General features: G+C 41.6%; 15 protein-coding genes and 1 CRISPR repeat array (1 of these 16 only partly in view). Of the genes, 8 read left to right on the top strand and 7 right to left on the bottom strand.

Features of this window, described 5'->3' with window-relative positions; translation table 11 throughout:
- A CRISPR array of direct repeats spans positions 1-1,538; the repeat unit is 37 nt; unit sequence GTTGAAATTTCAAATAATCCCTATCAGGGATTGAAAC; it reaches 468 nt to the left of the window's first position.
- Between the two features lie 275 nt (positions 1,539-1,813).
- Positions 1,814-2,605, bottom strand: a complete 792-nt coding sequence (locus ACMX3D_RS06295) for a DUF1868 domain-containing protein (RefSeq protein WP_482750591.1) — start codon at positions 2,603-2,605, stop codon at positions 1,814-1,816.
- A gap of 179 nt (positions 2,606-2,784) precedes the next feature.
- Here ACMX3D_RS06295 and holA point away from each other — a divergent pair, with 179 nt between their 5' ends.
- On the top strand, positions 2,785-3,774 hold the full coding sequence (gene holA, locus ACMX3D_RS06290) for a DNA polymerase III subunit delta (RefSeq protein WP_482750590.1): 990 nt from the start codon (positions 2,785-2,787) through the stop codon (positions 3,772-3,774).
- 110 nt (positions 3,775-3,884) lie between these two features.
- The gene (locus tag ACMX3D_RS06285) at positions 3,885-4,352 is read left to right on the top strand and encodes a DUF4168 domain-containing protein (RefSeq protein ID WP_482750589.1); all 468 of its coding nucleotides are present in this window, start codon (positions 3,885-3,887) and stop codon (positions 4,350-4,352) included.
- Between the two features lie 170 nt (positions 4,353-4,522).
- On the opposite strand, the gene mutL is transcribed toward ACMX3D_RS06285, so the two are convergent.
- The gene (gene mutL / locus ACMX3D_RS06280) at positions 4,523-6,235 is read right to left on the bottom strand and encodes a DNA mismatch repair endonuclease MutL (protein ID WP_482750588.1); all 1,713 of its coding nucleotides are present in this window, start codon (positions 6,233-6,235) and stop codon (positions 4,523-4,525) included.
- 149 nt (positions 6,236-6,384) lie between these two features.
- Here mutL and ACMX3D_RS06275 point away from each other — a divergent pair, with 149 nt between their 5' ends.
- Positions 6,385-6,720, top strand: a complete 336-nt coding sequence (locus ACMX3D_RS06275) for a rhodanese-like domain-containing protein (protein WP_482750587.1) — start codon at positions 6,385-6,387, stop codon at positions 6,718-6,720.
- Positions 6,721-6,819: 99 nt separating this feature from the next.
- On the opposite strand, the gene ACMX3D_RS06270 is transcribed toward ACMX3D_RS06275, so the two are convergent.
- The gene (locus ACMX3D_RS06270) at positions 6,820-7,863 is read right to left on the bottom strand and encodes an adenosine deaminase (RefSeq protein WP_482750586.1); all 1,044 of its coding nucleotides are present in this window, start codon (positions 7,861-7,863) and stop codon (positions 6,820-6,822) included.
- Positions 7,864-8,075: 212 nt separating this feature from the next.
- Positions 8,076-8,969, bottom strand: a complete 894-nt coding sequence (locus ACMX3D_RS06265; protein WP_482750585.1) for an Rpn family recombination-promoting nuclease/putative transposase — start codon at positions 8,967-8,969, stop codon at positions 8,076-8,078.
- A gap of 215 nt (positions 8,970-9,184) precedes the next feature.
- Between ACMX3D_RS06265 and ACMX3D_RS06260 the strand changes: the two genes are divergently transcribed.
- The 5 genes from ACMX3D_RS06260 to ACMX3D_RS06240 all read left to right on the top strand — a co-directional run bounded on the left by ACMX3D_RS06260 (position 9,185) and on the right by ACMX3D_RS06240 (position 14,161).
- Complete coding sequence (locus ACMX3D_RS06260; RefSeq protein WP_482750584.1) at positions 9,185-10,528, top strand: adenylosuccinate synthase; 1,344 nt, start codon at positions 9,185-9,187, stop codon at positions 10,526-10,528.
- 99 nt (positions 10,529-10,627) lie between these two features.
- On the top strand, positions 10,628-10,927 hold the full coding sequence (gene rplY / locus ACMX3D_RS06255; RefSeq protein WP_482750583.1) for a 50S ribosomal protein L25: 300 nt from the start codon (positions 10,628-10,630) through the stop codon (positions 10,925-10,927).
- Between the two features lie 239 nt (positions 10,928-11,166).
- The gene (locus tag ACMX3D_RS06250; protein WP_482750582.1) at positions 11,167-12,717 is read left to right on the top strand and encodes a bifunctional aminoglycoside phosphotransferase/ATP-binding protein; all 1,551 of its coding nucleotides are present in this window, start codon (positions 11,167-11,169) and stop codon (positions 12,715-12,717) included.
- 86 nt (positions 12,718-12,803) lie between these two features.
- A complete protein-coding gene (locus tag ACMX3D_RS06245; protein WP_482750581.1) occupies positions 12,804-13,298 on the top strand; it encodes a hypothetical protein in 495 nt (164 codons plus the stop codon).
- Positions 13,299-13,369: 71 nt separating this feature from the next.
- Positions 13,370-14,161: a YdcF family protein gene (locus tag ACMX3D_RS06240; protein WP_482750580.1), complete on the top strand. Its 792-nt coding sequence runs from the start codon at positions 13,370-13,372 to the stop codon at positions 14,159-14,161.
- A 165-nt stretch (positions 14,162-14,326) separates the two neighbouring features.
- Here the strand turns inward: ACMX3D_RS06240 and ACMX3D_RS06235 are convergent, their stop codons facing one another.
- The 3 genes from ACMX3D_RS06235 to opcA form a co-directional block, all read right to left on the bottom strand.
- Positions 14,327-15,736, bottom strand: coding sequence for a cobyrinic acid a,c-diamide synthase CobB (locus tag ACMX3D_RS06235; RefSeq protein ID WP_482750579.1), 1,410 nt, complete (start codon positions 15,734-15,736; stop codon positions 14,327-14,329).
- A gap of 396 nt (positions 15,737-16,132) precedes the next feature.
- Positions 16,133-17,524: an alkaline phosphatase gene (locus ACMX3D_RS06230; RefSeq protein WP_482750578.1), complete on the bottom strand. Its 1,392-nt coding sequence runs from the start codon at positions 17,522-17,524 to the stop codon at positions 16,133-16,135.
- Between the two features lie 602 nt (positions 17,525-18,126).
- Complete coding sequence (opcA, locus tag ACMX3D_RS06225) at positions 18,127-19,503, bottom strand: glucose-6-phosphate dehydrogenase assembly protein OpcA (RefSeq protein ID WP_482750577.1); 1,377 nt, start codon at positions 19,501-19,503, stop codon at positions 18,127-18,129.
- Positions 19,504-19,547 lie beyond the last annotated feature (44 nt).

Genomic DNA, 19,547 nt, shown 5'->3' with positions numbered 1-19,547 from the left:
CAGGGATTGAAACTCTAAAACTTGCCCTGATTTTTTGAGAGCATTACCAGTTGAAATTTCAAATAATCCCTATCAGGGATTGAAACTACTAGTTGCGATCCTTCTACAATGGGCAGCATAGTTGAAATTTCAAATAATCCCTATCAGGGATTGAAACGCCTCCAAAGCATTTGATACCCGCTTTGATTTTCGTTGAAATTTCAAATAATCCCTATCAGGGATTGAAACGAGCCATAGAGAAACGTGTTAACCTGCGTCATGTTGTTGAAATTTCAAATAATCCCTATCAGGGATTGAAACAGCTAATGCTTTTCAAGAACAAGTGTTAGCAGGTGTTGAAATTTCAAATAATCCCTATCAGGGATTGAAACTCATCCAACGCACAGCTAGGGACATCCTACATTGGTTAGGTTGAAATTTCAAATAATCCCTATCAGGGATTGAAACAGGAAGACAAGGCTGCTGCAACTCTCGCCCGCCAGTTGAAATTTCAAATAATCCCTATCAGGGATTGAAACTGCTGCTTTCTTAACTCCGACCAACACATCAAAGTTGAAATTTCAAATAATCCCTATCAGGGATTGAAACCTCAGCTACCAAGGCGCTCCCTCTGTTGACTTCAGCGTTGAAATTTCAAATAATCCCTATCAGGGATTGAAACATAGAGCGGGCGTATACCTCCACTCTCTTGTCTTGTTGAAATTTCAAATAATCCCTATCAGGGATTGAAACTCAAAGAAGATAGTCAATTGCCCGGAATCTTCTGTTGAAATTTCAAATAATCCCTATCAGGGATTGAAACAGCGATCGCTCAACAAATTGCACACACTGGCTAAACGGTGGAGTTGAAATTTCAAATAATCCCTATCAGGGATTGAAACTAGCTGGTTTTGTCAACCACCCTTCATGGTTGCGTTGAAATTTCAAATAATCCCTATCAGGGATTGAAACTTTGAGGCGAAAGATATCGCTTGTGCTGCATCCGGTTGAAATTTCAAATAATCCCTATCAGGGATTGAAACACGTTTTTCTTACCGTTTTGAGAATAGCCGCCCCAGTTGAAATTTCAAATAATCCCTATCAGGGATTGAAACAGCAGTTTTTAAAAACAGAATGATGCTTTAATTTGAGACGAAGTTGAAATTTCAAATAATCCCTATCAGGGATTGAAACAGATTTTGCCTCCCTCCTTAGACGTAGTTTGTGTGTTGAAATTTCAAATAATCCCTATCAGGGATTGAAACGTGTACAATCGTGCTTCCATCATTAGGAGTCCAGCGAAGTTGAAATTTCAAATAATCCCTATCAGGGATTGAAACAACTATATGGCGTTACCAAATGGGAGAAAATCACAGGTTGAAATTTCAAATAATCCCTATCAGGGATTGAAACAGATGGCGAAATTTTAGCGCTTGTAAAAATAGCTGTTGAAATTTCAAATAATCCCTATCAGGGATTGAAACAGCGTGTCTACCCTGCTTACTTTAGGTGGCCGCATTGAGTTGAAATTTCAAATAATCCCTATCAGGGATTGAAACGGAATATAAAAATTTTATGTTTCACGCAAAGGCGCAAAGGCGCAAAGATTGATAGAAAATTGCGGTGCTGCATTTTTGCGCGATGAATTAAGATTTTTGACTAAAACTCAAGATACATCCTTTGCGTCTTTGCGTCTTTGCGCGAGATAAATTTATTCTTGGATTCTGCAACGCCAAAATTTACTTTTATACCTATTTTTAAAACAGGTTTGCTGATATGAATGTGGAGATAAGGAAAATCAAGCTTAGTCTCCCTATCTCCTTCTCACTCAACCTTAAAAATCTAAACTCGGCCAGTCTGGTTCACGATAATAGCGCGTCATATCATCAAATTTTCGTAATTCAACACGGTTAACGAGAAATTCTGGAGAATCTTCTAGCCACTGCTGATTTAATTCCGAAAGCAGATCACCGAGTTTATTGCGGTCTAAATCAGGCGAAATTTCACCGAAATAGCTTAATGTAACATGGGCTATTAAGTGATAGTGCTGTTCAATACCCAAAGCGATTAGTTTGGGATTTTGATAAATTGTGCGGCGAAATTGAATAATCTGTTCGTAGCAACTTTCATCTTTAGGCACTAAACAAACGCCTAAAGCCCTTGGCATAACAATCAATCCCAGCATTTGCCAATAAATTGGGTTAGCTTTTGGTGTTATGGATTGTTGATATTGTTGAAAAATTTCCGCACAACAAGAGCGTAATTCTTGTTCAAATTTGGGATTTTTTTCACAAGCATCAAGATAAGCATGATCCCAAATCAAGTCTGCCAAAGTTAAATGAAAGCTGGCAGGTGGTACAGGGACAATCAAATCATGATTTATGGGCAACTGCAAAAGTTGCTGTTGGTAAGTTGCTAATTTGTCATAAAAAGCAGAATTTTCTGGTGCTTCGTCGTCGGCGGTGGGTGTAATTAGTGTATACCCAGGAAAAGGTGCTGCTTGTCTAGTTCCAGAATTGGGCTGGAATTTAGAAGACTCCTGGATATGCTGGGCTTGGGTTTTGTATGCTTCTGGTAGCATCATTCTTGCTACCCGGTTTAGGTAAGTTTGATAGTTGTCGTCCAATCTTGAATAGCCTCGCGTTCCTACTTGATAGATTTTAGGGAAAATTATCCTGTTGTGACTGAGTTGACTTAAAAAGTAATTAGCATTTGGAAAGGGGAGTGGTGAAAAGTATGAAGTGTGAAGTCTGAAGTGTGAATACTTCACTGCTTATAGTCTCTGAGATGCTATGAGGTTGATATATGCCAATCTTTGTTTACTGGGGTGAAGATGACTTTGCTATGGAAAAAGCGGTTACTTCGTTGCGAGATCGCATTTTAGATCCCCTGTGGACAGATTTTAACTATTCTTATTTTGCCCCTGATCAATCTGATGCGGCGATCACAGCTTTAAATCAAGCGATGACTCCTGCTTTTGGTGCTGGTGGACGTTTGGTTTGGTTGATAAACACCAACCTCTGTCAACAATGTCCTGAGAATGTTTTGGCGGAATTAACGCGCACTTTACCAGTTATCCCCGAAAATTCGTTTTTATTGCTTACCAGCCGCAATAAACCAGATGAACGCCTAAAAGCTACAAAGTTACTGAAGCAATTCGCCACGGAGTTTCGAGAATTTGCCCTTATTCCCCCGTGGAAAACCGAATTAATTATCCAAGCTGTTCAGCAAGCGGCTCAAACTTTAGGAGTCCAACTCACGCCTAAAACTGCTGAATTGTTAGCCGAAGCTGTTGGTAATGATACACGGTTACTTTACAATGAACTAGAGAAATTGCGGCTGTATCATCTAGATAGTAAAAAGCCTTTAGATGTCGATACTGTTAGTAAATTAGTCAGAAATAGTACGCAAAATAGTTTACAATTAGCAGCAGCAATTAGAACAGGTGATACAGGCAAAGCGTTAACTGTCTTAACTGAATTGCTGAATGCAGCCGAACCGGGACTGAGAATCGTGGCAACGTTAATTGGACAATTTCGCACTTGGCTATGGGTAAAAATTGTAACAGATAGTGGTGAGCGAAATCCACAAGCGATCGCTCAAGCTGCTGACGTTAGCAACCCTAAACGTATCTACTTTTTACAACAAGAAGTCAAATATCTGTCTGTGCAGCAACTAATTTCGTGTTTACCGTTGTTGTTAGAGTTAGAAGTCAGCCTTAAGCAGGGATCTGCGGAAATATCCACACTCCAAACAAAAGTAATTGAACTTTGTCAAATATGTAAAGGCAACTGAAATTACATATAAATTTTCGGTACACTGAAATTTCTTTGGAACTTCTCACTCCAAAAATAATTCACAATCAATAAAGCAACCCTAAGATTAAGTCCTGTGTCACAGACATTATGAAGAAAATCACTAATTTATTTTTCCGAAATACTTTGGACAATTTATTACCTAGAAATTTCTTTTTCGGAGTTATGGCTACTGCTAGTTTGTTCGCCAGCACTTTAACGTTTACAGCCAAAGCTGATGCTCAAACTCCAGCAGTGAACAATAATGAAGTTGTGAGCTATGCCCAAGCTGTCTTAGCAATGGAGCCATCGCGTCAACAAGCATTCAGTGAAATCAAAAAAATCATTGGTGGCGGCGACATTCCGCAGATTGTTTGTAACGACCCTCAAAGCATGAACAGTCTACCACGCAAAGCCAGAGATATTGCTGTTAACTACTGTAATCGCTCTCAAAAAATAGTAGAAGAAAATGGTTTAAGTATTGAACGTTTCAATAAAATTACTATGGAAATTCAAAATGACAGTAACTTGAAAAGGCAGATTTATAATACATTGATTCGTCTGCAAAAAAAATCTTAAGTCAAGCAATTTTCGATTTTAGATTGGGGATTTTGGATTGGTAATTACTGTCTGCTTCTAGGTTATGTTAATGTATCTGCCGCAGTAATTTTCAAAACAAAATTATTATCAGAATTCAGAAGTAAAACATTGTTTCTTTTGACTATTGACCCTTGACCATTGACTTTCATTCATATTCCGTGACTTTTACCAATTACCCAATGCCTGCGGAAAAATCGGGCTAAGGCTGACTCTTCTAGCGATAAATAGATAGGTCTGCCGTGGGGACAAGTACGGGGGTTACGAGTGCGTTGCCATTGGTCTAAAAGTGTTTGCATTTCTTGCAGGTTCAGTGGTGTGCCGTTACGAATAGCACTGCGGCAAGCGACAGCAACTTGAGCAGTTTGTAAGTCGCCTCCCCAACTGAGTTCTAAAATTGCTTCAGCACAGTCTTCACGCTGTTGTAAAAGGGCAGGTATATTACGGACTGCCCAAAGTTGTTCGCCAAAGGTTTCTATCTCTAAACCAATGCGTTGCAGTTGCGAAACTTGCGCTGGTGACAATTGATAAAGAATAATTGACGGTTCCACAGGAACGAGTTGCCAATTGTCACATATTTGTTCGTATAAAACTCGCTCGTGGGCAATATGCTGTTCTACTAGCCACATTCCACCAGGATGTTCGGCAACAATATAAGTGTTGCTAACTTGGGCGACAGCTTTTAAAGAGTGCTGAGTGCTGAGTTCTGAGTGCTGAGTATTTTCGGGTTTGGGGTTGATATGATAACCACCTTTTTCTTCGGCGGCTTTGAGTAATTTACTAACTCTGGTTGTATGGACAGCTTCTTTCAAAGTACCAGAATCAATACGAAGTGCTTGGTCAATGGCTTGAGTGATTTGCTCTTGCCAATAGTTTAGTTCATTGAGATATATTTCGGTTTTTGCGGGATTGCGATTCCAGTTGATTTGGTCAGGAGAAATTTCTAGATGTAATAAACAAATCGGATAGCGATCGCGTGGTAATGTTCTATGAAACGCTGATAAAATTGTTTGCTCCAGTTCTGGCGATTTCACCATCCTGCCATTAATAGCTATCCGTACCCAGTCTGGACGATGACGATGACAACGGTCTGGTAGTCCTACTACTAAAGAGAGTGCTGAGTTTTGAGTGCTGAGTGCTGAGTTTTGAGTGCTGGGTGCTGAGTTTTGGGGATGGGGAATTTCGAGTTTGAGTTCTTGCAAATCACCTTGCCGGACTTGCGGTAAGATTTGCGGCAGTAGTTGTCCTGTGGTGGTGGCGGGGGAAATGGTGAACCATACGCGGTCATTTTGCCAAAGTTGCCATGTTACTTGCGGATGACAAAGGGCAATTTGATGAATTGCGACTTGTACAGCTTTCATTTGCTGTGTCGCACTGGGTAAACCTTGGCGGCGAGATGGGCAATTTCCAAAAAGATTGGAGACTGTGACTACTGTACCAGGTGCGATCGCTGTTGCTTCGATTTCTTGTGCTTTGCCATCATCACCATAAACAACCCGCCAGCCCAAATTGCTATCAGCCGGACGACTCAAAATTTCCAAGTCTGCCAAAGTCGTCAAACTGTGTAAAGCTTCACCACGAAATCCCAAACTGTTAATTTTCCATAAATCATCACTAGAGCGAATTTTACTAGTGCTATGGGCTGTGGCGGCTTGTTGCAAATCCTCTAGGTTCATCCCACAACCATTGTCGGCAACGCGAATGCGCCACTGTTGCGGCCATAAATAAACCACAATTCTGGTTGCACCTGCATCGAGAGAATTTTCTACCAATTCCCTAACTACAGATGCCAAAGAGTCGATTACCTCACCAGCTGTAATGAGATATACGACTTCTGTTGGTAAAGCTTGAATAGTAGATGCCATAAATTACAGTTTAGGCCAGCCAGCAACCATTGAATAGGATAAGTATTTTTCTCTATGCCTAAACGCAATTTTTTATTAATTGTAAAGAAACCTCAATTGAAAGTCGATTTTTGATAGATTGCTTGTGAGGTTGTAAGCGAGAAATGCTTATGAGTAATAATTTAGCCGCCGATGCTCACGATTTGAAGTCTCGTTTGGAATGGGGTCAACCAGCTTTTACAATTATTGATGTGCGCGATCGCCACAGTTATAACCACGGTCATATATCTGGGGCAATCCAAATTCCTGTAGATGACCTGGAAAGCCGCGCCAAATCTGCACTACACAAAGAACGTCATATCTATATCTATGGCGATAATGACCAACAAGCAGCCCAAGCAGCACAAGTATTGCGCAGTGCTGGATTTACTGAAGTTGGTGAACTCAAGGGTGGTTTAATCGCCTGGAAAACAGCTGGTGGTGCTACCGAGGGTGTCGCTGCGTAACGCTAACTTCTAGGGAGTAGGGAGTGGGGAGTAGGAAGTAGGGAATAAATATTAAGCCTAAAACTAGTCTCTAGCCCCTAGTCCCTACTCCCTCCTCTATTAATCTTTCATCGCCATCACTTTAGGAGTTTCTGGTTGTAGTAACCCGTTTAACAGTGATGCGGGACGATGGCTATAAGGCCAAGCAAAGGCATGGCGAAAAGCAGCATCCTGACAAGCTTGTAGCTGTGCAAAGCTAATAATGTCGTAAGTCAAGAGATTTTCATATTCAAATGGCAAACGGACATTATGCAAACCAGCATTGTCAGTACAAATAGCAATATCTACCCCAGCATCAAAACAACGGTCAAAAACTAATTTGAGTTGGCGAATATCTTGTAAAGTGCCTGTTTTGATATATGTTGTCGGGCAAACTTCCAAACACTGCCCGCGTCTGGCTATATCTGGAAGTAATTCTGGATATAACAAAGGAATTTGGATACCGTGTCCAATGCGCTGGAGATAAGGTAAAAGTTCTGGGTAACAACCAGCGGTGGTTTCATAAAGGTGTCCAGTAGTATTAATGCCTTGCGATCGCGCATAATCATACAGACTAATCCATTCTTGCAGGCGATCGGCGTAGTAGCTATCACCCCCCGCTACATCTATCCCACACACATACTGTCTGTTCTGCACCGCCAAATCAATAATTGCCTTATTTACCTCGAATGGAAGGCGCGAGTGCATACACAAAATTTGGCTAGTCACAATAGGGCATTCTTGGATGTGACTGGCTTTGCCAACTACGTCCACAATTTCTGCCATTTTGTCAATTCTTTGCGACTGACTCAGATGTTCTGGTGTCCGTAGATAAGGTGTATAGCGCAGTTCGAGATAAGCCAAATTTTCAAATATATAAGCACCACGCACCAAGCGATAGATAAAGTAAGGCAAAGTCTCTACAGTTTGCACACTTTCAACTAAGGTATGCAATTCCAAATACTCATCTAAAGTGTTGCGGGGTCTGGTATAAAAATCTTCAAATTCTTCGTAATTAGGAAAGCCAGCAATTAATTCCGTAGAATGTCGTTCAAAATATCGCCATAAAACACGCGGTACGACCGAACCGCCCAGATGTCGATGCAATTCAGCGTGTAAAGCCATAATATTATTTTGGATAAAATTTCAATTATCTTAACAAAAATATAGAAAGAAAAAATATTCGCTGTCAGAAAAGTTGGGAAAGTTACGGTTAGCCAAAGCAGCGATCGCCTTGAAGTTGAGATCAAGAGTTTTTAATATAATCAAAACGCCGTATTAAATAAAAAATGACCAACAGCGAATCTCAGTGCAAAGTTAGTTGTCAAAAAGCTTATCTACAACTGTTGTCTTAATTCTTCAAAAGAATTGACAGTTTTGATAGCTTGTTGAATTTTCTTTAATTGCGACAAATCAGTGATTTGATCAATAAAAGGCATTAATTCTAAACCAGGACTACCAAATTTAATCTCCAAAGCCAACTCAATACCTGACAACAATCCTTGTCGTAGTCCCCGTGCTTCTCCCCGTGCTTCTCCCCGTGCTTCTCCCCGCGCTTCTCCTCGTGCTTCTCCTTCACGTAAAATTTCTTGATACCAAGGTGATTCTCTTAACACAGCCATATCCCACCTCATAATTTCTTGAACTAAAGCGCTTTCTAGTACAAACGTAGCAAAAAAAGCTAAGACTGTTTCTAGTTGATTGAGTTGTTTATCAGCACGTAGCATTTGCAATGCTTCTCGAATTATTGGTTCAGAATTGCCGCCTTTGAGAATCGGTACAAACGGTAGTAGAGATGGTAGAGGTTCTTGAAATGGAATTTTGACATCCACCTCCCACAGATTAATTACCCGATAATCTTGTACTGCCCGTAATCCGGCAATGTTTGATATGAAACTTGTGGGTATTTCTACATCACTCGTAGGCAGAATATTGATTAATACAGGATATGTAGGTAATTGATATTTTTCTTCTGCCAATGCAGCATAAGCACGCATTCGCCTTGGCATTTGGGTTTTATAACGCAGTTGTAATTCGTTAACAACAAGAAATTTCCCGTATTGTTGGCTTTCGACGTTGATTAAAACGTCACTTTCTCGACTAATCCACTGAAATTCTGTGTTGAGAATTTCTCCTGCAACAATGTCAGGAATCTGTGTTACCCATCTTACCCAGTTACTGGGTGCAAGACTAATTAATTTTTTGGTGCTGACATCTGCGGGTTTCGCCATCGGTGTAGAGTACGCAATCACAAAAAATATACAAAAAGCTTACAGTACTCAGTATCTTTCTATTTACTAAATTGAAAATTTATCCCTATGACTTCGCCTCAAAAATGTCTTTGACTTTGGAGAAAAAAATTTAATTTTCAGAAAATTCTTGACATAATTTGCAGTATATGTATATAATAGCGGTTTGTGGAAACTTTACCTCTTAATATAAACGCTTGGCTAACGTTATTGTCATAGGTGCTCAGTGGGGCGACGAAGGGAAAGGTAAAATAACCGACTTACTCAGCCGCTCCGCAGATGTAGTGGTACGTTACCAAGGGGGTGTCAATGCTGGACATACGATTGTAGTCCAGGATCAAACTTTTAAACTCCACCTGATTCCCTCTGGTATTTTGTATCCAGATACCGAGTGCATCATTGGCTGTGGCACAGTCATTGATCCACAGGTCTTGATTGCAGAACTCGACCAACTAGAAAAACTTAACATTTCCACTGCCAAACTGTTGATATCTGAGACAGCCCACGTCACGATGCCTTACCATCGGTTGATTGACAAGGCATCAGAAGAGCGACGGGGAACCCATAAAATCGGCACAACAGGCCGAGGAATTGGCCCTACCTACGCTGATAAATCAGAGCGTACAGGCATCAGAGTTTTAGATTTGATGGACTCAGAAGGTCTGCGCGACCAGTTAGAGTGGACAATCAATTATAAAAACGTCATTTTAGAAAAACTTTACAACCTGCCGCCCCTAGATCCCCAAAAAGTCATTGATGAATATTTGGGGTATGCCGATCGCTTGCGTCCTTACGTGATTGATACATCGTTGAAAATATACGATGCCATTCTACGGCGACGCAACATCTTATTTGAAGGAGCGCAAGGCACACTCCTTGACTTAGATCATGGGACTTATCCTTATGTTACCTCCTCTAACCCTGTAGCGGGTGGAGCTTGCGTCGGTACAGGGTTAGGTCCGACAATGATAGACCGGGTAATTGGGGTATCCAAAGCCTACACAACCCGTGTGGGAGAAGGGCCTTTTCCCACAGAATTAGATGGAGAGTTGGGAGAACATCTGTGCGATCGCGGTGCGGAATTCGGCACAACCACCGGACGTAAGCGGCGTTGCGGCTGGTTTGATGCTGTTATCGGTCGCTATGCCGTCCGCATCAACGGTATGGATTGTATGGCAATTACTAAACTTGATGTCCTCGACGAGTTAGAGGAAATTCAAGTTTGTGTTGCTTATGAAATAGATGGCGAACGTTGCGAACACTTCCCAACCAGCGCCCGTCAGTTTGCCCGTTGTCGCCCCATCTACAAAACCTTACCAGGCTGGCAGAAGTCCACAAGCGACTGCCGCACCCTAGAAGACTTGCCACAGCAAGCACTAGACTACCTCAAATTCTTAGCAGAATTGATGGAAGTCCCGATCGCGATCGTCTCTTTAGGCGCAAGCCGCGATCAAACCATAATTGTAGAAGACCCCATTCACGGCCCCAAACGTGCATTACTGCACGCTGACGGCACACCTGCCTCCTTGCTGAGTGCTTAATATTTAGTCAATAGTCCCAAAGTCAATAGTCCATAGTAAAAAATATGACCATTGACCATTGACCATTGACCATTGACCATTGACAAAGGACAAATAAACATGACTCTAACAGTTGAATCTCAAAAGCGCCCAGAAGGTAGTAAACCAAATGCATTGCGTCGTTCTGGCTTAATCCCCGCCAACTTGTACGGACATAATGGAGCCGAATCTATTTCTTTGGTAGTTGATGCCAAAGTTGTTGAGCGTCTGCTCAAAAAAGCTGCCGTTAATAAGACAGAAATTGAACTCAACATTCCTGATCTTCAATGGACTGGTAAAACAGTCCTCAAGGAAGTGCAAGTTCACCCAGCCAAAGGTACACCTTACCACTTGAGTTTTTATGCCTCTGCTAAAGGCTAAAACAGATATATAGTCTGTTTTTATAAATACTCCAAGTTTGAAATAATTGCTGAATCAGCCAGGGGTAAAACCCTGGTTTTTTATTAAGCTACAAAAGTTGGAGAGTGGGAACTAGTTATTAATGAAACACACTCATTTCTAGTCCCCAATCAGCAATACCACTCATTCATATCCAGTAGTCAATAAACCCTGATGATTTGAGATAATAATCTGCGGTTTAAAAACTCATACTGGCAATTATGACAGACGTAACTCTTCCAGCTTTAATTCAGCAGATGTTACAGCCCGAATTTTATCCCCATCCTGTAACAGAACCTATTAGACTCAGCCAAACCCACATTTCTTATGTGCTACTTACGGGAGATTACGCCTATAAGGTGAAAAAACCAATCAACTTCGGGTTTTTAGATTTTTCTACCTTAGAAAAGCGTCAGCATTTTTGTCAGGAAGAGTTGCGGCTAAATCAGCGAGGAGCGGCTGAACTGTATTTGGAAGTGTTACCTGTGACGCTGGAAGGCGAAAAATATCAGCTAGGCGGAACGGTCGAACCTGTAGAGTATGTAATTAAAATGCGGGAGTTTCCCCAAGACACTTTATTGAGCAACTTGTTTGCCCAAGGCAAGTTAAATGAGGCTCATTTAGAAGAATTGGGGCGGGTTGTAGCTCAATACCATGCCAAAACCGAGACAAATGATTACATTCAAAGTTTTGGCGAAGTATCGCAAGTGCGGGCTGCATTTGATGAAAATTACGAGCAAACTGAGAAATATATTGGTGGCCCCCAAACACAGCAGCAGTTTGACGAAACCAAAGCTTATACAGATAAGTTTTTTGCTGAAAAGCCAGAATTATTTCAAAAAAGAATTCAAAATCATCGTATTCGGGAATGTCACGGAGACTTACACCTGCGCAACATTTGTCTATGGCAAGACAAAATTCTACTATTTGATTGCATAGAGTTTAACGAACCGTTTCGCTTTGTCGATGTGATGTTCGATATTGCTTATGCAGTAATGGATTTAGAAGCACAAGAGCGTCCAGACTTAAGTAATGCTTATTTAAATACTTATCTAGAGCAGACAGGGGACTGGGAAGGCTTAGAGGTACTGCCCATATATTTGAATCGACAGTCTTATGTCCGGGCAAAAGTAACTTCATTTTTATTAGATGATCCTGGTGTACCAGTAGAAGTTAAAGAAGAGGCGGCAAAAACCGCAGCCAAATATTACAAACTAGCTTGGGAATATACTCAACCCAAACAAGGACGGCTGATTTTAATGTCGGGGTTGTCAGGTTCTGGGAAGAGTACAACAGCAAAATATTTAGCTCGACAATTTAATGCCATTCATATTCGCTCAGATGCAGTGCGCAAGCATTTGGGGGGAATTCCGTTGTCCGAACGCGGTGGTGATGATTTGTATACACCGGAAATGACTCAGAAAACTTATGCCCGGTTGTTGAACTTGGGAACTATACTAGCTAATCAAGGTTTCACAGTAATTTTAGATGCTAAGTATGACCGACAACAACAACGACAAGAAGCGATCGCCCAAGCCGAGAAGTATCAGCTTCCGCTCCAGATTATCCAATGCACAGCACCCGTAGAAGTTATTCAAGAACGTCTTGTCAACCGTACTGGTGATATTGCTGATGCTACGGTAGATTTATTAGCATCACAACTCAAACAAGCTGAACCCTTTAGCGAATCGGAACAACCCTACGTTCATACTTGGGATACAACTCAACCAAACGAGACACAATTAAAACTTCTGAACGAGAAAAGGGTTTAAAGAGCAAGGGGGTAAGGTATTAGTTAAAATTTCCTCCCTACCCCTACACCCTTACACCCCTTATACCCTTACCCCCTTAGAAACTCATGTCTAAAAATAACAACTTATTTAATTTCACCCCTGACTTTATTTCTCAACTAATATTTGGGTCATTTTTAACGTTCATTTTAATCACAACAGGTTCGCCTGCATCCCTGAGTATTTTCTTGGGGATTATTGGTGGTTTCACCTTGGGTTGGATTAATAATGCTAGTAAAAATAGTCCCCAACCGCCAACGGTAGCTTCCTCTGATGGCATTGATGCTGGACTCAAATACTGGTTATTGTTCTTGCTAGGCTTTGTCTGGTTGGGGTACTCCGCACCGATGAGTATCTTACTGGGTGGAATAGGTGCTATTGGCGGCGGCTGGATTATTGCGTGGTGGGGCAGTAAAGAAGAAACTAGAACTCAGTTACCAGTAGAAGTTTTAGAAGAGGGAGACGAAAGACCAAGCCAAAGATCTACTAAACAGCAAAAAAGAAGAGCTACTCGCCGCTTCCGTCGCCCCAGAGGTATTAATTTTAGGTTTTGGCAAAGGTAATGAAAAAGTCAAAAGTCAAAAGATTTTTTTCTTTTTACTTGTATCTTTGAAGTTACATGTAATAACTAATTATGTTTCTATATCTCTCCAAGTTATTACCACTGTTTTTTTATCCCTTAGGGTTAGCCAGTATAAGTTTAGTAGTGGCTTTGATAACAGTATGGAAACAACCACGCACAGCGACAGCAGCGATCGCATTTTCTTTAATTTTATTACTAGTTTGCAGTAACGCTTGGGTGGCTAAGGCATTGGTGCGATCGCTCGAATGGCAAAATCTCCCACCTCAGCAAATGCCTAATGCGGAAGCAATTGTAGTTTTGGGTGGTGCAACGAAATCAGCCTTTTATCCTAGACCAGATGTCGATTTAAGTGAACAAGGCGATCGCATAATTTATGCAGCACAGCTATATCGTCAAAAAAAAGCGCCTTTAATTATTCTCAGTGGTGGTCGTATCGATTGGCGCAACGGTGGTACAGCAGAATCGGCAGACATGGCCAGTATTTTGACAGAAATTGGTGTACCGTCACAGGCAATTATTCAAGAACCAATATCCCTCAACACTTATCAAAATGCCGTGAATGTCAAGAAAATTTTGCAGTCTCGTAGTATTAAAAAAGTATTATTGGTGACTTCGGCTATACACATGCCGCGATCGCTTAAAATTTTCCACCGTCAAGGTATTGATGCTATCCCTGCACCTACAGACTTTCTCGTTACTCAAGGCGAACTACAAGAACTTGGTAGCACTCCCAAGGCTGCCTTACTCAATTTTTTACCCGATACAGATAACCTACACCAATTTACTAGTGCTTTGAAAGAATATATTGGTAGTTTTATCTATCGCCTACGTGGTTGGCTTTAGAAGACAGCCTTCATCAGTCTTTCACCGGACAGGTACATAGCAGGGAACAGGGAACACTTCGACAAGCCCTTCAGCTACGCTCAGGACAAGCTCCCTTCGACAAGCTTAGGGCATACTCTACATTTTATTGTGAGCTACTGAAATTGCAAATTTGACTGTTAACCATCAACAGTCAACATTAATCAGCTTTTTTTCCAAACATTGTTGAATAAATCGCTGTGGAATTTCTTCACTAGTTCCCCAATGTAAATGTACATAAGAAGCGTGAAGATTGATAGGTAAATTCCAACCTTCAAACCCCATATTTTCATCACAATCGTAGCGGTAAGTTTCAAACAATGGTTGATGGGAATTTGCGCTTAAATTTGAGCGATGAAATTCATGTCCATAGATATTTGTCCCGGCTTTTACTAACAAACTATCTTGCAAAGCTACCGCTCGACGATAACCTAAAGTTAAACGTCCACCCATACAAGCAGAAGTTGGTATTAGTCCCACCATTGGGTAAGATTTACCTTCAAAATCGATGATTTCTTCGCACAAGTACATCAATCCACCACATTCGGCAATTGTGGGCATACCTTGAAGAATAGCTGTTTTTACAGCCTCAAGAACATTGGTATTGGCAGCTAATTGTTGAGCAAATACTTCCGGGAAACCACCGCCAAAATACATTCCTTGTATATTTTGAGGTAATTCTGCATCTTCTAAAGGACTCCAAAAAACTAACTCTGCACCTAATTGTTGGAGTAAATCAAGATTGTCTTGGTAATAAAAATTAAAAGCGCGATCGCACGCAACGGCAATCCTCAAAGAGGCGGGAGGTGGTGAAAGTGGGGGAGGCGGGGGAAAAGATTGTGATTTTAATAGAGGTAATAAACGTTGCCAGTCAAAGCAAGTATCACCTAAATCAGCTAGGCGTTCGATGACTGCATCCAGTTCGCTAAGTTCGTCTGTAGGGACTAAACCAAGATGGCGGTCAGGAATTGTAATGTTATCTTGACGACGCAATACACCGAGAATCGGTAATTGTAGAGATTGTAAAGCATCTTTGAGTAGAGAGAGATGGCGATCGCTCCCGACACGATTTAATACTAAACCAGCTATTTTAATTTTGGGGTCAAAAGAACAATAACCGTGAGCGATCGCCGCCACAGAACCCGACAACCGACTGCAATCAATTACCAACACTACAGGTAAATTGAGTAACCGTGCAATATGAGCCGTACTAGCAAAAGTGAATGGGTGTAGAGTATTTTCTTCCCCACTCCCTACTCCCCACTCCCCACTCCCTATTCCATCAAACAACCCCATCACCCCTTCCACCAAAGCGTATTCACTCGCTTGGCTATGACGGGTAAAACATTGCTGAACGTAAGCTTCTGAAGTCAGCACTGGATCTAAATTGCGACAAGCAAGACCAGTAACGTATTGGTGAAACATTGGGTCAATGTAGTCTGGGCCGACCTTGAAAGATTGCACCAAGCCACCACGACGACATAAAGATGCTAAAAGGGTGAGTGTGACTGTTGTCTTACCCACCCCACTACGTTCTCCTGCAATTACTAAAGCCATAACAGAAACAGATGAGGTATTTAAGATCTGGCAAAAACCAACTAATGTGTTCTTCCAAGCACAAGGGTTACTGCCTTTTGCTGTTTTCAGCCAGATTAATAATAGTAACCTAAGTTACTAGTTGCAAAAATGCTTCCTCTACTGCCTCTAATATCGTGTCTAGTAAAAGACTGATCATTAAGACCGCAAGAGTGCAGGAAAGAAAGTTTTCTCATTCCTGCACAGATGCATCGAATACACCTACACATCTACACTCTTAACCGCCCAAACCTTGATTTTTCGTTTTCATGGGCAAGTCCAAGTCCTAATGATATGACTGACGAAATCAATTATCCATAAAGGTATGAATCTACAAAGGACACAATCGTCGTGTACGATGTGTCCTGTAGAAATTAACTACTCTGCACCGATGGCACGAGCAAGAATGTGAAATAAATCAGTTTGGTCGAGTACACCAACAACGCTTCTCCCTTGTGGCCCTTGTGCCGCAATGCGTACCTGAGTACCAGTATGTTCCTGAGATTGAGCCGGAAGATTTGTTGCATAATTTACCGTCATTTCTGCTTCATCAGCAGTGATGAGCGTACTAAACTTACCAGGACTATGATCACTAGCAGTTGGGGTAGGAATAATTTGACTGGTATGACCGTGATCTGCGGTGACAACTATCAGCGTGTCAGGATGCTCCTTGGCATACTCAAGTGCTACCTTGACTGCTTTATCAAGTGCAACTGTCTCTCCGATTTGTTCGCAAGGATTACCAGCGTGATCACGTTTGTCGATGGAAGCTCCTTCAACTTGTAAGAAGAATCCACCTCTACCTGCTTTTTGTTCAAGTAAACTAATTGCTTTGCTTGTCATATCAGCCAAGCTCGGTTCGTTGGCTGGTCGCTGATTTTCTAGACAGCGCTGCGGCCCGCTACCAGGATAAATCATCGCTGGTTGCCCAGCCCATTCAAGGCTCATATTGCCTGGGTTAAATAGACCCAGTAACTTGCTTCCTGGTTGTGCTGTTTGCAACTGAGCAGCGTTAGTTATAACTTGATAACCTCGTGCTTTTGCGGCATCAATGACAGTCTTGCCTGCATATTTACCGCCGTCAATTATTTGACTATACCGCTGTCTGCCACCACCCAGGAGTACATCAACATCATGGTCGATAGATTGTTCGGCAATGGAACCAGGCCCACCTGCTGACTTCTTATCTTGCGGACAATTAGCCATATCTTGTGGGCCTTGGCAACTGCGATCGCTCACATGGGAAAATAGCACCGCTGGCGTAGCATCAGTTAATTCTGCGGTACTAACGTCACCAGTTTTATAGCCTCTTTCCTTAGCTAGTTCTAGTATTGTCTTTAAATCTAGATCTGTACCAGCAGTAGTCGAGATTCGACCATTGGAAGTTTTATTTCCTGTCGCCCAGCCTGTTCCCGAAGCCGCTGAGTCAGTTACATAGTCAGGTAATTTTGGATTTTTTTCTTGCAGAGAATATGTTGTATACTCGCCTGTAAATGGTAGAGTATCGATTGCAAGACGACCAGCTGCACCAACTGAGTAGTTACGGGCAACAGTAATTTCTGAATCACCCATTCCATCGCCAATGAACAAGATAACGTTCTTAGCGCGGCCGCCAAACAAAGGCTGACTAGGGCGATCAGGATATTTGGGGTATTGGTGTTTGGGGTATTTAGGATAATCTGCATTGCCAGTGCTTGCTGTACCAAAAGCAAGAATTATGGCACCAACTACGGTATTAAAAAAGAATTTGCGTTGTTTGAACAAGAACATACTATCTTCCTGATGCGTAATTGTGAGAGAATGCCAGAAAATTTACATCCGACACTAGTCGCCATAACCTAAAAAGTTAATGCAACAATAGCTGTATTCAACTCCCTTTTAGACTGTGTTTTATTTAGCCCAAAATACAAAGCATCTTGGAACTGAGATACTTTAATAAGAGGGTTTTTTAGGAAGAATGACTATCTAGAACAAATTCGCTGTAGTGTAATTGGTTGCTTCAAATCGTATGCTTTTTTTGGGTTACTAAATCTTCCCAAATTGTGAATAGAGCTAATTAACTTATCCCAACCAAGAAAGAGATTAGTTAGTTAACAATATTGAAATTTAGATAAACAATATTAAGAAAAGATTAACGAATAATTAACATTAATTATTTATTAAGCAAAATTAAGTACAAAATTAGTTTATTTAACACCAATTTGAAAAATGTTTGCGACAGATGAATTGATAGAAGCTATACGCAGAGAGCAATTCCCAATCCAAAATCTAAAATGGTATAACCTATGCCATATCAACAACCAGAATGAATACAGAAAAGCCTCCCGCTTCGTGTAACAGGAGGCTCTATGGAAAAATTTACTGAAATTAACCTAACTCTTCGTTGCCAATTTCAGAATTTGGGCGATAACTCCCAAGCTGTCTTCAAATAAATTCTCACGTCCCCAGCGTTGTACTTGCTGACTCAGCAGCGCTTCCGCCTTTTGTTCTGAAAGTGAACTGACTTGTTGGAACAAACCAGCAGTTTGAGCGCCACCGTGAGTTTCCATCCGCATACAACCGCCAGTTTCTGTGCAAATTAACGTGCTACAGTCTGCTTTTGGATTTGTGGAACTGAGGCGTAAAGCAATTAAGTCTCCAGCAATATCGCCCACATCAGCAACTGGAACTCCAGCTAACTCGGCTTCTATTTGTTTTTGGTCTTGAGCCACAAAGCGAATCCGCATAATATCGTAGTCATCGCTTTCCTTGTGGTAGGAAATCGGCATCCATTCTAAGCGACTAGCTAACCAACCTAAAAATAGTAGTGCTTGGGCAGGGTTGCCTTTTTCATAATCAATCATTACGCGGTCAATATCCTTCAAGGCCGCACGACGATGCGGTGGGTCGTAAGCTTCCGCAGTCAACTCTTGCCATGCAGACAAACGCCGCCAATTGAGGTCAGCTAAAGGTACATTGGTTTCTACCAATTCTTGTAAGCTGAGTAAATCATGTTCTGGCTCGTTAAAGTTGCAAGAATCAACGATAACGTTATTGCAAACTGCTGCTAGTCGCTTAAATAATGCGTTGTTGGGGTCGGGAGTAGCTTTCCACCACAGGAACTTCGGCAGACCACCAATTAATAATGCCGGAATCATCCCGCCAATTCTTTCTAAAGCAGAGGTCGTACCGGAGAGAGTGATGTATTCGCAACAAACCAGAGTACTGGAAGCTTGCTTTTGGATAGGACAGTAAGCAGAAACTTGGGCTTTTACTCCTTCATCTTCACCTGCAATGGGACACAGGGCTATGATGCGGCAGGGGTTACGTAAAGCAATTTCATCAGCAATTTTGGGGCTGGTGAGATTAAAGTTATACCCGCCGTTGCCATTACCATTTTCGGAAACGGCTCCATTGCCTTGGCGTTTGCTATATTCTTCCCGCAATTTCGCTAAAGTTTCTGGTGTAGCCGTGCCAGTTTCTGGCAGTTCATATTTTTGTTGTGCTAACCGCAGTGCTACGTCTGTCTGTGGCCCTAAAATTCCATCAATGGGGCCATTATAAAATCCCAAAGATGCCAAGAGATACTGGGTTTCTTCTGGTTCGTAAACCACTAAGGTAAAAGTTGTGGCACGAGTAGCCGCAGGTAGCGCACCATCTTCACCTGTGATGCCGTAACTTTGCCAAATTTGATTCAGTTCCGCTTCGATTTCATTCAGCGAAATGTCTTTGGGTGCTTGAAGTGAAAAAATTGTAGGAGCTTGGGTCATAGCTTTTGAAGTATGAAGTATGAAGTATGAAGTATGAAGTGTGA

The organism is Anabaena sp. TISTR 8404 (genome assembly GCF_056847745.1).
Note: the sequence above shows the minus strand (reverse complement) of the source record. Positions and strands in the feature narration are given on the sequence as shown.

Coding starts and splice junctions, on each gene's coding strand:
- ACMX3D_RS06285 (WP_482750589.1), top strand. CDS start 3,885: ATGAAGAAAATCACTAATTTATTTTTCCGAAATACTTTGGACAATTTA.
- holA (WP_482750590.1), top strand. CDS start 2,785: ATGCCAATCTTTGTTTACTGGGGTGAAGATGACTTTGCTATGGAAAAA.
- opcA (WP_482750577.1), bottom strand. CDS start 19,503: ATGACCCAAGCTCCTACAATTTTTTCACTTCAAGCACCCAAAGACATT.
- ACMX3D_RS06230 (WP_482750578.1), bottom strand. CDS start 17,524: ATGTTCTTGTTCAAACAACGCAAATTCTTTTTTAATACCGTAGTTGGT.
- ACMX3D_RS06245 (WP_482750581.1), top strand. CDS start 12,804: ATGTCTAAAAATAACAACTTATTTAATTTCACCCCTGACTTTATTTCT.
- mutL (WP_482750588.1), bottom strand. CDS start 6,235: ATGGCATCTACTATTCAAGCTTTACCAACAGAAGTCGTATATCTCATT.
- ACMX3D_RS06265 (WP_482750585.1), bottom strand. CDS start 8,969: ATGGCGAAACCCGCAGATGTCAGCACCAAAAAATTAATTAGTCTTGCA.
- ACMX3D_RS06240 (WP_482750580.1), top strand. CDS start 13,370: ATGTTTCTATATCTCTCCAAGTTATTACCACTGTTTTTTTATCCCTTA.
- ACMX3D_RS06270 (WP_482750586.1), bottom strand. CDS start 7,863: ATGGCTTTACACGCTGAATTGCATCGACATCTGGGCGGTTCGGTCGTA.
- ACMX3D_RS06235 (WP_482750579.1), bottom strand. CDS start 15,736: ATGGCTTTAGTAATTGCAGGAGAACGTAGTGGGGTGGGTAAGACAACA.
- ACMX3D_RS06250 (WP_482750582.1), top strand. CDS start 11,167: ATGACAGACGTAACTCTTCCAGCTTTAATTCAGCAGATGTTACAGCCC.
- rplY (WP_482750583.1), top strand. CDS start 10,628: ATGACTCTAACAGTTGAATCTCAAAAGCGCCCAGAAGGTAGTAAACCA.
- ACMX3D_RS06275 (WP_482750587.1), top strand. CDS start 6,385: ATGAGTAATAATTTAGCCGCCGATGCTCACGATTTGAAGTCTCGTTTG.